11 protein-coding genes are annotated in these 11787 nt (G+C 62.9%); 2 read left to right on the top strand and 9 right to left on the bottom strand.

Annotated elements, in window-relative coordinates:
- Window positions 1–2 precede the first annotated feature (2 nt).
- Both purU and KF712_15340 read right to left on the bottom strand, forming a co-directional pair.
- Entirely contained in the window at window positions 3–863 is an 861-nt protein-coding gene (gene purU, locus KF712_15345; protein MBX3742362.1) for a formyltetrahydrofolate deformylase, read from the bottom strand.
- A gap of 50 nt (window positions 864–913) precedes the next feature.
- The gene (locus tag KF712_15340) at window positions 914–1405 is read right to left on the bottom strand and encodes a hypothetical protein (GenBank protein ID MBX3742361.1); all 492 of its coding nucleotides are present in this window, start codon (window positions 1403–1405) and stop codon (window positions 914–916) included.
- A gap of 181 nt (window positions 1406–1586) precedes the next feature.
- Here KF712_15340 and KF712_15335 point away from each other — a divergent pair, with 181 nt between their 5' ends.
- Complete coding sequence (locus tag KF712_15335) at window positions 1587–3152, top strand: hypothetical protein (GenBank protein MBX3742360.1); 1566 nt, start codon at window positions 1587–1589, stop codon at window positions 3150–3152.
- A 13-nt stretch (window positions 3153–3165) separates the two neighbouring features.
- On the opposite strand, the gene KF712_15330 is transcribed toward KF712_15335, so the two are convergent.
- The 3 genes from KF712_15330 to ribH form a co-directional block, all read right to left on the bottom strand.
- Window positions 3166–4500, bottom strand: a complete 1335-nt coding sequence (locus tag KF712_15330; GenBank protein ID MBX3742359.1) for an AI-2E family transporter — start codon at window positions 4498–4500, stop codon at window positions 3166–3168.
- Between the two features lie 70 nt (window positions 4501–4570).
- Window positions 4571–5464: a transcription antitermination factor NusB gene (nusB, locus tag KF712_15325; GenBank protein MBX3742358.1), complete on the bottom strand. Its 894-nt coding sequence runs from the start codon at window positions 5462–5464 to the stop codon at window positions 4571–4573.
- Window positions 5457–5978 carry a 6,7-dimethyl-8-ribityllumazine synthase gene (gene ribH / locus KF712_15320; protein ID MBX3742357.1) on the bottom strand — a complete coding sequence of 174 codons (522 nt, stop codon included), beginning with the start codon at window positions 5976–5978 and terminating at the stop codon, window positions 5457–5459. The genes nusB and ribH overlap by 8 nt, the downstream gene beginning before the upstream one ends.
- 239 nt (window positions 5979–6217) lie before the next feature.
- Between ribH and KF712_15315 the strand changes: the two genes are divergently transcribed.
- Window positions 6218–7099 carry a hypothetical protein gene (locus tag KF712_15315; protein MBX3742356.1) on the top strand — a complete coding sequence of 294 codons (882 nt, stop codon included), beginning with the start codon at window positions 6218–6220 and terminating at the stop codon, window positions 7097–7099.
- On the opposite strand, the gene polX is transcribed toward KF712_15315, so the two are convergent.
- From polX to dnaX, 4 genes are read right to left on the bottom strand one after another with little or no spacing between them, the layout of a single operon-like run.
- A complete protein-coding gene (gene polX / locus KF712_15310; protein ID MBX3742355.1) occupies window positions 7100–8845 on the bottom strand; it encodes a DNA polymerase/3'-5' exonuclease PolX in 1746 nt (581 codons plus the stop codon).
- 14 nt (window positions 8846–8859) lie between these two features.
- A complete protein-coding gene (locus tag KF712_15305; GenBank protein ID MBX3742354.1) occupies window positions 8860–9855 on the bottom strand; it encodes an endonuclease/exonuclease/phosphatase family protein in 996 nt (331 codons plus the stop codon).
- Complete coding sequence (locus KF712_15300) at window positions 9831–10220, bottom strand: YbaB/EbfC family nucleoid-associated protein (protein ID MBX3742353.1); 390 nt, start codon at window positions 10218–10220, stop codon at window positions 9831–9833. Before KF712_15300 ends, KF712_15305 begins: the two co-directional genes overlap by 25 nt.
- A gap of 18 nt (window positions 10221–10238) precedes the next feature.
- Window positions 10239–11759: a DNA polymerase III subunit gamma/tau gene (dnaX, locus tag KF712_15295; GenBank protein MBX3742352.1), complete on the bottom strand. Its 1521-nt coding sequence runs from the start codon at window positions 11757–11759 to the stop codon at window positions 10239–10241.
- Window positions 11760–11787: the final 28 nt, after the last annotated feature.

Genomic DNA, 11787 nt, shown 5'->3' with positions numbered 1-11787 from the left:
TTTCAATCCGGGAAAACAATCGCCCGGTGGCCGTCGATGATCGTGCGGTCATGGACGTGGAGGCGGATGCCTTTCGCCAGCGCGATCCGCTCGCAGTGGCGGCCGAGCCGGGCGAGATCGGACGGACCATGGAAGTGCTGCACACGGTCCACCTCCTGCTCGATGATGGGACCCGCATCCAGATCCGCGGTGACGTAGTGGCAGGTGGCGCCGATGAGTTTCACGCCGCGCTCGTAGGCCTGGCGGTAGGGATTCGCACCGATGAAGGCGGGCAGAAAGCTGTGGTGGATGTTGATGATGCGGCCGGCGAAGGCCTTGCAGAAATCGTCCGGCAGGATCTGCATGAAACGCGCGAGGACGATGAGTTCCACATCCTGCTCCTCGATCATGCGGCGGATCCGCTGGAAGCCGGCCTCCCGGTTTCCACCATCCATCTCCACCAGGTGGAAGGGGATCTTCGCGTTCTCCGCGATGCCGCGGCAGTTGTCGCGGTTGCCGATGATGGAGGTGATTTCCACCGGCAGTTCACCAAGTTCGGTGCGCCAGAGGATCTCGTTCAGGCAGTGGTCGGTCTTGGTGACGAGGACGGCGGTCCGCATCCTGTAGGGCAGGCGGCGGAAATGCCACTCCGCCTGCAGGGAGCGTCCCAGCGTGCCGAAGCCGACGATGAAGTCCTGGACATCCACATCCAGGTCCGTGGTCTCGATCTCCAGCCGGGCGAAGAATTTGTCGCCCAGCTTGTCGGAAAACTGGGCGAACTCGATCAGGTTCCCCCGGTGCCCCGCGACATATCCCGCGACTTTGGCGACGATGCCGGGTTGATCGGGACAGGAAAGCTTGAGGATGAGACCGGCGCGGGACATGGGAAAGGCCGGAACCTTGTTTCCGGAAGCGCCGGTGGTCAATGCTCCCGTCAGGGGGCCAGCGAGCCGAGCCAGGACTGCACGTGCTCGACCGGCTCCGCCAGCTTGGCGAAGAGGGATTTCCCCTCACCGCGCGAGGCGAGGTTTGAAAAAAGCAGCGACAGGATGAGGGCGGAGGAGATGCCGGTGGCCGTGGCGATCCACCAACGGTGCCCGCCGCGATGAGGACGTCCCAGGCCAGGCTCGCTGCTTTCCGTCTCCACCGCCGGAGGCAAAGCGGCACGTTCCTGCTGTTCCGCGATGATCCGGAAAGGAGAGTGGCGCTGGACCGCCCAACCGGCGAAGTCATCAGCGTCGGAGGAAAGAACCATGTCGGAGTGCATGGGCGATACCCTCTGGACGCCGGGCGCGCTGAGAAGGGAAGCGATGATTTCATCGTCAACGAAACCATCCGGGATGGAGACACGTTGTTCCCCGGCGTTCTCCATGCGGCTCACCGGGATGGGAGCCAGCGGAAGCGAAAATGGGCTGGGAGCATTCATTTCGCGGGGTATGGAGCCAAAAATTTCAATAAGTGTCAATTACTAAGAAACCTTAATGATTTCCTGCTCCTTGAGCCTCCCATCACGAACTCCGGGCCGGGTGGTGGCAGGCGTAGTGCGTCTCTTTGGTTGCAATGAGACACCGCACCATCAATCCTACCTCCGAATGACAGCTTCCGACATGAACCCCCTCACGATCCGCTGCCCTTCGTGCAGCCAGAAATTCAAGGTGGGGGCAGATCTGATGGGGCGTATGGTCGAGTGCGGGGCGTGCGAGCAGCGTTTCAACGTGAACGATGAGGTGATCCAGAAGACCGCGAAATTCTACCCGGGGGAACGTAATCACCGTGCCCTGGAAGGCTTCGCCAGGGTGGAAGGTCCGAAGATCGGCATGGACGCCGCAACTCCGGTTCCCCGCGGCGTCGAGCATGGCTACTTTTCACCCATCAGCCGGGTCGGCCCCCTGCGGCTCACCCTCGGCTGGCTCGGGGCGTTGCTGATCCTGGCGGCAACCGCTGTCCTGCAGATTCAACTGTTCGCAACGAATATCCCCGTGGAGTCCCAAGTGCTGATCGCCCTTGCCGCGGGTATCATCGGTTTGGCGCTGATTGTCGCCGCGAATCCCCGCAACCGGATGCGGAGTCTGGCAATCGGAGGGATTTCCGCAGCCATCCTCCTGAGTGTTCCATTCGTTTTCCGCTCCAAGAGGAGCATCACGCCGCAGGATCCTGCCAGAGTGGCGACGGGGGACGCCGCCACGCCGGAGGACGGAACACCACCCGTGGATGAAGGCATCGACCAACTGAAGAAGCGGATCGGCATCCTGCCGCTGGAAACGGAGATCCACCGCCTCGCGGAGTCCGGGTCGAACCTGCGTGCCTATGGCATCTGGCTGCGGGACATGAGCGAGAGCAACCGCCTTTTCGTGAGGGACTACATGCTCAGGACGGCAGCCGCCAGCCCGTCCTCCGTGATCTACCCGCGGGACAACCGGGACTATCTGATGGTGCTGACGGGCCTGGACAAATCCATCGAGGAAATCGCCGCCATCACCGCCCGGATCGGTCAGCAGCCGAAGATCCATCCGGATCTGCAGTTGGTGGAGGTGCGTGTCGATCCTGCCGTCTTTCTGGAAGGCCCGATCGACAAGCTGACCGACAAGGGCAGCCCGGCTTTCTATGACCTGAACAAACGCGAGCTGGAGAGCATCCAACTGACGCGGGTGAAGCGCGCCGTCGAGCGGTTGGCGGACGCCGAGCCGAAGATCTACCGGGAGGACATCACCCGGCAGTTGGTGGTTCTGGCGGCGCTGCCGCAGGTGGACTTCCTCGATGAGGTCTGCAAAGCGCTGATAGTGTGGGCGGAGGATCCTTCCGTGGCCAATCCGCAACTGCTCAGGAGGCTGAATCAGATGCACTCGGAGAAGAAAAGGATCCCGAGATCGCTGGCATCCCTGCTTGCGAAAGGGAAGGCCACCGAGGCACTGCCGGTCATGGAGGAACTCTGGATCGCGGATGCGACGAACTGGGAACCACAGATGATCGAATTCGGACCACCTGCGGAGAAAGGCGTGCTGGCCCGTTTTCCGGAACTGGATCCCACGTTGCGCCATTCAGCCGCCCGCATTTTGGCACGCATAGGAGGGCAGGCGAGCATCCCTGTGCTCGAAGCCGCGAAGCCGAAGGCGGATCCGGAGCTGGTCGTACTGATCGAATCCGCCGTCCGTTCCATCAAGGACAGGAACTGAACGGGGGGAACATTCAGTAGCTGGTTTCCGGGTAGTCCCTCAACTGGCGTTCCCAGATATAGCGCCTGAACAGGACCTTCACCGCGGCGGTGAGAGGCACGGCGAGCAACGCGCCGACGAAGCCACCGAGAACGAGCGACCAGAACAGCATAGAGAAGATCACCGTCAGGGGATGAAGCCCGACGGAGTCTCCGACGATCTTCGGGGCGGTGACCAGCGAGTTGATCTGCTGGACCACCACGAAGATGACGACCACGCCGCCCACGTAGGCCCAGCGGGACATGTCAAAGGGCAGGTCGGCGTTCTGGCCGTGGAGGTAGGCGATGATGCAGGCGGGGATGAGGCAGATGATGTTGCCGATGTAGGGGATGACCCCGAGGATGGCCATGAACACACCGATCATGAAGCCATACGGCAGCCCGTAGATCTGGAGTGCGATGCCTACCAGGATGCCGTCGATGGCGGCGACCAGCACCTGGCCGCGGAAGAAGGAGATGAGGTAGCGGTTGATCTCCTGGAGGGTGGAAACCAGCTCCGTCTTGAAGCGGGAGGCTTTCAGCGGGACGTAGTCGTGCCAATGGCTGCGGATCGAGGCGGAGTCCTTCAGGAAGAAGAAGAGATACACCGGCACCATGATCATGCCCAGCACCAGGCCGATGAATCCCAGGATCTTCGTGGACCCGGTGGTGATCCAGTTTTTCCCGGTCTGGATGATTTCCCCCTGGTACTTGAACAGCACGCGACCGGCGCGGGTCCGCCAGAAAAACTCCAGATCCCCAGGGGTAGGTGTGCCTTTCAGGTAGGTGATGGGCTCGCCTTCGTCCGTGGTTTCGGTCAACGCCCATCCGATGGGTCCGGAGCGGTGCTTTGTCCGCAGTTCGTGGAGGGATGAAGCGAGGGCGGAGCCCAACTGGCGTTCCGTGGTGGGTGCCTCCGGATCATCCACATCGGTGGAGGGCAGCACCGGCACGGGTTCCTGCTGAGGTGAGGCAGGTGCGGAGGATCTTACATCCGGCTTGATGAAGTCCCTGAGAGCGCCGCTGCCCCGCTGGATGCCCGGGAGAATCGCCAGCACCAGCAAGGTCGCCGCGACGAGGATGCCGAGGAAAACCAGCACCACGGACCAGAGCCGGGTGATGCCACGTTTCTCCAGCCACCTGACCACCGGATCCAGCAGGTAGGCGATGATGCCCGCGACGATGAGCGGGATGAGCACGGGTTGGAGGAAGCCGAAAATCTCGCCCAACAACCAGACCAGTCCGACGAGCAGCGCCCCCAGCACGAGGATCGAGATCCCCGTGAGGGCGTTCCAGATGGTCTGTTGTTGGAAGCGGGTGGGGTGGCGCATGCGGGTGTGATCTACCCGCCGTGTCTAACATTCCGCCCGTAACCTCCCAATGAGAAAATCCCCGGTATTTTCAACGCTCCGCATTCAGCTTCGCCACCTGGTCGAGGATACCGTTCACAAAGCGGCGGGAATCCGTGGTGCCGAACTTCTTCGCAAGCTCGATCCCTTCATTGATGGCGACCTTCGGCGGCGTGCCGGCATGGATGATCTCATAGGTGGCGAGGCGGAGGACGGCGCGGTCCACCGGATCGATCCGCTCCGGGGAGAAGTTGTCCACCACGGAGGCAAGCGTCGCGTCGATGGATTCCTTCTTCGCCAGAAGTGAGTCCACGATCTCGTCGGCTCGCAGTCGGAGTTCGGCGATCTCCGCCTTTGACTCGCGCAGCTTGCTCAGGTCGGCCTGCTCCGGAAACTTTTCCGGATACTCTACCATCCGCAGACGGTCGGAGATCCGCTGGAGGCGGCGCACGGTGGCGGTGATGGCTTCCAGTTGCGTGCGGAGCGAGGGAAAGTCATCCACCGCGGTCAGGTAACGGGCGCGGGTGACGGCCAGATCACGGTCAATGTTGAAAAGAAGGGAGAGTGCCCTGGCGAAATTGTCCGCCACGGCGGAATCGTTGTCGTCCTTTGGAAGACGCTCCAGCCGGGCGAACTGGGTGCTCCAAGACGACTCCAGCTCGGCGATGCGGTTGAGGTCGGTCTTCAACGCCTCAGCCTGGGGCCATGCGGAAAGGAAGGCATTTGCCGGTCCCACGCGTTCAACGAATTCCGCCAACCGCCCCTCGCGGCCGTGTGCGAGATGGTGCACGGTGCGGAAGGTCGAGAGCTGGAGGGCCTTGCGGTCCGACTCGGTGACGAATTCCCAGAACGGTTCGCGCAGGGAAGCGGGCGAGGCTCCGCCTTCAAGATCGGCACAGTAGAGGAACTGCACCACCGCCTCGCGGATTTGGCGGCGGCTAGGCATTGCGGGCGCGGGGATTTGTGCGGGGTGTCTGGTGGGGCATCGAGCGGTCGAGTTCCTGGAAAATATCAATCATGGAGGCAGCGGCGCGCGCGGCTTCCTTGCCGCGGTTGAGCTGCGCTCCGATGCAGCGGGCATAAGCCTGTTTTTCGTCATCGACCAGCAGAACTTCATGGATGATCGGCCTTTTCGATTCCATGGCCAGTTGCTGGAGGCCGTTGGTGACGGAGGTGGCCACCAGATCCGCGTGCTGGGTGGAGCCGCGGATGATCACGCCGAGGGCGATGATGCAGGCCGGTCCTTCACGCTCGATGACGGAGGCCACGGTGACGGGGATCTCGAAGGCACCCGGCACGCGGATGAGATCGACGCGGGCGTTCGGCACCAGCTCACCGAGTTCCTCGATCACATTCTGCACGAGGGCGTCCGTGTAGGTCTCATTATATTTCGCAGCGACGATGCAGACCCTCACCCTGGGGCCGATCACTCGTGGTTTTGGCGGCAACGCGGACGACATTCCGGGGGTATGCCGGGGAGGACGGAAAAAGTCAACCGGCGGCACGAGGGATTCCATCCAGGGTCCCTGCATCGGGGGAGCCGTGGGCGGACCAAGGCAGCTTCATTTCGGGAAGCTCCACCCGAAATTTGAAAGAATCACCGCAATCTCCGCGACCACGATCAATGTTCAATAGCAGGATCCATGTCACATTTGAAATAGATTGAAATTCCGCCGGGGGATTGCTAAAAATCGTTCCAGTGAAAACCCATTCCTCCCTTTTTTCCGGGGTCGCTGTCATCGGATTCATCGCTTCGGCGGGTGTTTCTTCCGGCCTCACGGTGCTGAACGACGGATTTGAGATCGCAACCCATCCAACCGGATTCCGGACGGTTCATACATCTCCCGGCAGCCCGTATTACGGTGTGACAAGCCCGGCGGCTTCCATCACGGAGGACGCCGTGTTTGGAAGCAGGGCGCTCACCGTCACCGCCGGGGCGAACTACCATTTGGTGTCCCCTCTGGGCGGGACCATTTCGCTCACGAATGTCAGCGATACCCTGACCTTCAGCTTCAAGCTCCGGTTCACCAACACTCCGGCGACGGATGCTTCGGCCTTCCGGTTCGGGGTTTTCAGTTCCAATGGGACCCCCGTTGTGTCCGATAATTTCGGTGCCGGTGTTTCGGACAATGACCAGGGATATTACGCCGTTCTGGGTGCAGCGAGTTCCCCCGCAACCACGGCCACCCTGTTCAATGAAGGGGGCGGCACCAGCCCCATTCTCGGGGGGACGGACCGGACCGCACTGACCACGAGCGCCGCGGGTCCCAGCATCGCCGCCGCTGACAACACCGCGCACTCGGTTTCGCTGACCATCACCCGGACGAGCCTGACCCAGATCTCGCTTTCCTACATCTTCGACGGTGGGACACCCATCACCGCCGTGGACAACAGCGCGAACCTCCGCACGTCCTTCGACCAGATCGCGATCGCGAACGCCTTCACGACCACCTTCGCCCAATACAGCATCGACGATGTGCTGCTCACCGCGAGCAACTTCACCCCCATCCCGGAACCCGCCGCCGCGGGACTGGCGGGCATCGGGTTGCTCGGGCTGCTGATGCGCCGCCGCACCCCGTGATCAACGCTTCGATTTCGGGGTCTTAAGGAATGCCTCCACTTCCTTCACGGGACGGGTGTTGAGCACATCCTCCCGGCGCAGCCACCCCTTGCGGGCCATCCGTACGCCAAGGCCGATGTGGTGGATGCGGGCGGTGGAGTGGGCGTCCGGATTGATGGAGCAGAGCACACCCTGGTCGCGGGCCTTCCGCCACCACCGCCAGTCCATGTCCATCCGCTTCGGGCTGCAGTTCAGCTCGATGATGGTCCGCGTCGCCACCGCACAGTCGATGATCTTCGCGTGGTTGACCTTGTACTCGTCACGGCGGAGCAGGAGCCTGCCGGTTACATGGCCCAGCATGGTCACGTGCTCGTTCTCCATCGCGCGGCAGATCCGGCGGGTCATCTCCTCCTCATCCAGGTTGAAAACCGAATGGACCGACGCCACGCAGTAGTCCAGTTGGGAGAGGATCGTGTCATCGAAGTCCAGCGACCCATCCTTGAGGATGTCCACCTCCGTTCCGGAGAACAGGCGGAAGTGTTCCCATCCCGCATTCAGTTCCCTGATCCTCGCCACCTGCTCCAGCAGGCGGATTTCATCCAGCCCGTTCGCCTGGAACGAGGACTTCGAGTGATCCGCGATGCCGAGGTATTGCAGGCCCAGGTCGATCGCTTCCTCCGCCATTTCCTCCAGCGTGTTGTGCCCGTCGGAAGCGGTGGTGTGGTTGTGGAAGGTGCCGCGGAGGTTCTCCAGTTGGATCAGGCGGGGAAGGGTGTGCTCCGCCGCCGCTTCGATCTCGCCGCGGTTCTCCCGCAGTTCCGGCGGGATGAACTGGAGGCCCAGCGCCTGGTAGATGTCGCCTTCCTCGTTCACTTCCGGGATGGCGGCGGGGGCACCGGCATCCACCGGAGTGAAGCCGTATTCGTTGAGGGACAGCCCTTTCTTCAGGGCCAGTGAACGGATGGCCACGTTGTGTTCCTTGGACCCGGTGAAATACTGGAGGGCGAAAGGGAACTGTTTGTTGGAAACCGCGCGCAGATCCGCCTGGATGCCGTTTTTCAGGCGGATGGATGCCTTCGCGTCCCCGCAGGCGATGATCGACTCCATCTGCGGCAGCGTGGTGAAGTCCTCGCAAACCAGTGCCGGTTCCTTCGTGGCCACGAGGAAGTCGATGTCATGCACCGTCTCCTTCCCGCGGCGGAACGATCCTGCCACGGCCACCCGTGTGACCTCCGGATGCATGCGCAGCAGCTCAAGGATTTCCTCCACCAGCGGATTGATGGATCCCAGCAGGAAAGTATCCGCCACGGTACTCCGCAGCGTGATGGCTTCTAGGATCTTCGCCTGGGTCTTCTCACCGAAGCCGGGGAGCCTCGCCACCGTGCCGCTCTCGCAGAGCGCCTTCAGGTCGGCGGTGGAGCCGACGCCGAGCGTTTCGTGGAGGACTTTGATCTTTTTCGGGCCGAGCCCCTGGAGATCGAACAGTTCGAACAATCCGGCCGGAAATTCCGCGCGGAGCTTCTGGTGGAACTGGAGGGTGCCGGTGGCGGCCAGTTCATGCAGCTTGTCGCGCAAGGCGTCACCAATGCCCTTGATGCCGGTGAGTTCGTTGCCGGCGGCCCGTTGCACGATGTCCCCGTCAAATCCGCGGACCGTTTCGGCACCCTGCCGGTAGGCACGGACCTTGAAGGGATTCTCTCCCTTCAGTTCGAGCAACAAGGCGATCTCTTCGAGGACTTCGGCCAGGTTTTCGCGGGTTACGGGCATGATTGGGGCAAGGGTCAGCGCATCAGGAAATCCGCCACCACGAACCGGTGGTCGGAATGCCTTGTTTCCACCACCCGGCAGCGGACCGGAGTGAGATGGCGGGTGGAATAGATGTGGTCGATCCGCAGGATCGGGAAACGGCGGTGGAAGGTATTCCCCCAGCCGACGCCGGTTTCGGAGAACGCGTCGATGAAATCCCGGGAAAGCTGGCGGTGGACGACGTCCGTGGCGGGCGCGTTGAAATCCCCCCCGAAGATCGTGGGGACTGTCGGGAAGTCCGTGGTCTGGCCGAGGATCTGGAGGGCCACCGACATTTCCTGACGGCGCAGCTTCCGGTTGTGGCTGTGTTCCCGCCAGGCGGAGCGTCTCCACAACCGGAGATCCGTGGCGGCGGTGGCCAGGTGGATGTTGACCACCTGGAGGGCGGAGCCATCCGGTGTCACCACCTCCATCTGCTGGCTGCGGATCACGCGGTTCTTGTCCTCCCGGCGGATCTTCCAGCGGGTGATCACACCGTTGAACATGTTTGTGCGGAAGTCACCCTTCCCCTGATAGAGCCGGGAGGCGATCCGTGCCGTGTGGGCCGGGTTCGTCTGTTGCAGGAGGACGATGTCCGGATCCCACGCGAGGATTTCATCGGTGGGATCACCGAAGTTGAAGTTCCCGGTGTTGATCGTCAGCACCCGCACGACCTTGCGGGATTGGAATGGAGCGGCGGGGCCGGGTTGCGGCGCGGGTTTCCCGATGTGCCCCAGCGCCCTCGCTTCGTCGGAGCCGATGAGCAGCGTGAGCGCCCAGATGCCGGTCAGCACCAGCGAAAGCGGTGCCCGCATGAAATAGAAGGCACCCGCTGACATCAGCAGTCCGATGGCTCCCCACAGCCAGATCGGCATCACGGTGAACGCGGCGAACATGTCCGGCTGCGTCGAGTAGCAGCCGATGGTGAAAAGATGCAGGAAAAGCGACACGGTCACCAGGGTCCATCCTAGCCGGCGGCGGAGGGGAGACATGGTGACCGTGGGGAAAGGGGATGGGCTTTCTGCCAGGGGGCGGCTTCCGCCGGGGGATTACATGCCGGGGAAGGCCCATGCCGCCGGGTGAGCTTCTTCATTTCCGCGGCCGCGGTGTCCTTGCCCTTGGTGATGGCTTCCTGGACTCCCTTGAGGACCAGATCCTCCAGAAACTCCACATCGGAGGCATCCACCACGGACGGGTCGATCTTGATGGAAAGCACGTCACCCGCGCAGGTGGCGGTGACGTTGACCTTGCCGCCGCCGACGGAGGCTTCGACGGTGCGGGCGGAAAGTTCTTCCTGCTTTGCGGCGAGCCCTGCCTGCATCTGCTGGGCTTGTTTCATCAGTTTGGCGATGTTCATGAGTGGTGTTGGTGACGGTTACTTGAGCACTTTGCCCTGGAATTTCTCAAGGGCTGACTGGATGAGGGGGTCCTCGTAGAAGCTGTTGTCCAGCGTGGGCGGGGCAGGGGCTGCCGGAGGCGCTTCGGTCGCGGCTGGTTTCGCCTCCTCCCACGGAGGCGGCTCGGGAGCGGGTGGGGGTTCGCTGACCTCCGGTGCCGCCTCGATGAATGAGTCCAGCGCGCTGATCGCGTTCATCCCCGGCTTCCGCACGGGAGCGGTGGCGGGCTTCTCCGGCTCCGGTGCGGGTATCGCCGGAGTGACCACCGCAGGTACGGACGGACGCGGGGCCTCCGGTTCCGGTTCGGCCGGTTGGGAAGGCTGCGCGGCAGCGGTTGGCGAAGGCGATGGTGCCTGGCCGATGAAGTCCGCCCCACGGGTCAGGACCTTGATCACATCCGCGATCCTCACTTCACCGAGCGACTGGATCGCCTTGATGACACCCAGCTCGAAATGCAGGCGCTTGTTCGTCGCCCACTTCATCCGGCCCTCCGTCTCCGCGAAGACGTCGATGGCGGCCAGAATGCGGTCGGGGGCATACTCTTCCGCCGCCGTTACAAGCTTGGTCCAGAGGTCGGCGGGGATGCCGTCGCCATCCGCCGTGGGGTCCAGCTTCGCCACCAGCAGGGCACGCAGACAGCCGATCAGCTCACCCAGGAGTTGGGAAAGCTCCCTGCCACTCTCGGCCTCCTTCTGGATGAGGGAAAGCGCGGCCGGTGTCGCCCGTTCCAGCAGGGCGGAGGTGAGGGTCGCCACCTTTTCCCGTGAGGTGAAGCCGAAGATATCCAGCACGTTCGCTTCGGTGATGTGGTCGCCGCAGAATGCCACGAGCTGGTCCAGCATGGACTGGGCGTCGCGCATGCCGCCGTCCGCCCCTTTGGCGATCGCCCAGGCGGCGGTCTCATCCAGGGTGATGCCTTCCTTGCCGGCGATGTGCTGGAGGTGGCGGGCGATCGTTTCCGTCGGGATCGGCCGCAGGTCGAACCGCTGGCAGCGGGAAAGGATCGTCGGCAGGATCTTGTTCGCCTCCGTGGTGGCGAAGATGAACTTCACGTGCGGCGGGGGTTCCTCCAGCGTCTTGAGCAGCGCGTTGAACGCGGCGTTCGAGAGCATGTGGACCTCGTCGATGTAGTAGATCTTGAACTGGCCGCGGGCCGGGGCGAAGCGGACGGACTCCCGCAGGTCCCGCACCTGCTCGACACCGTTGTTGGAAGCACCGTCGATCTCCAGCACGTCGAGCGACCGCCCCTCGGCGATCTCCACGCAGATGTCGTCATCCGGATCGAAATCCGCCTTCGGGCCGCCGGGGCAGTTCAGGGCTTTGGCAAGTATACGGGCGGTGGAGGTCTTGCCGGTGCCGCGGGGGCCGACGAAAAGGTAGGCGTGGGCCAGCCGCTGCTGGGCGATGGCGTTGCGCAGGGTGCGCACCACATGGTCCTGTCCGAGGACGTCGTCGAAAGTTTTGGGCCGGTATTTCCGGGCGAAGACCTGATAGCTCACGCGGGCGAGTGTAGGTGGCCGCGCCGGT

Source organism: Akkermansiaceae bacterium, from assembly GCA_019634595.1.
GTDB lineage: Bacteria > Verrucomicrobiota > Verrucomicrobiia > Verrucomicrobiales > Akkermansiaceae > Luteolibacter.
The sequence above is the reverse complement of the archived record's forward strand: the minus strand, read 5'-3'. Positions and strand labels throughout refer to the sequence as shown.

Coding starts and splice junctions, on each gene's coding strand:
- purU (MBX3742362.1), bottom strand. CDS start 863: ATGTCCCGCGCCGGTCTCATCCTCAAGCTTTCCTGTCCCGATCAACCC.
- KF712_15340 (MBX3742361.1), bottom strand. CDS start 1,405: ATGAATGCTCCCAGCCCATTTTCGCTTCCGCTGGCTCCCATCCCGGTG.
- KF712_15335 (MBX3742360.1), top strand. CDS start 1,587: ATGAACCCCCTCACGATCCGCTGCCCTTCGTGCAGCCAGAAATTCAAG.
- KF712_15330 (MBX3742359.1), bottom strand. CDS start 4,500: ATGCGCCACCCCACCCGCTTCCAACAACAGACCATCTGGAACGCCCTC.
- nusB (MBX3742358.1), bottom strand. CDS start 5,464: ATGCCTAGCCGCCGCCAAATCCGCGAGGCGGTGGTGCAGTTCCTCTAC.
- ribH (MBX3742357.1), bottom strand. CDS start 5,978: ATGTCGTCCGCGTTGCCGCCAAAACCACGAGTGATCGGCCCCAGGGTG.
- polX (MBX3742355.1), bottom strand. CDS start 8,845: ATGCCCGTAACCCGCGAAAACCTGGCCGAAGTCCTCGAAGAGATCGCC.
- KF712_15305 (MBX3742354.1), bottom strand. CDS start 9,855: ATGTCTCCCCTCCGCCGCCGGCTAGGATGGACCCTGGTGACCGTGTCG.
- KF712_15300 (MBX3742353.1), bottom strand. CDS start 10,220: ATGAACATCGCCAAACTGATGAAACAAGCCCAGCAGATGCAGGCAGGG.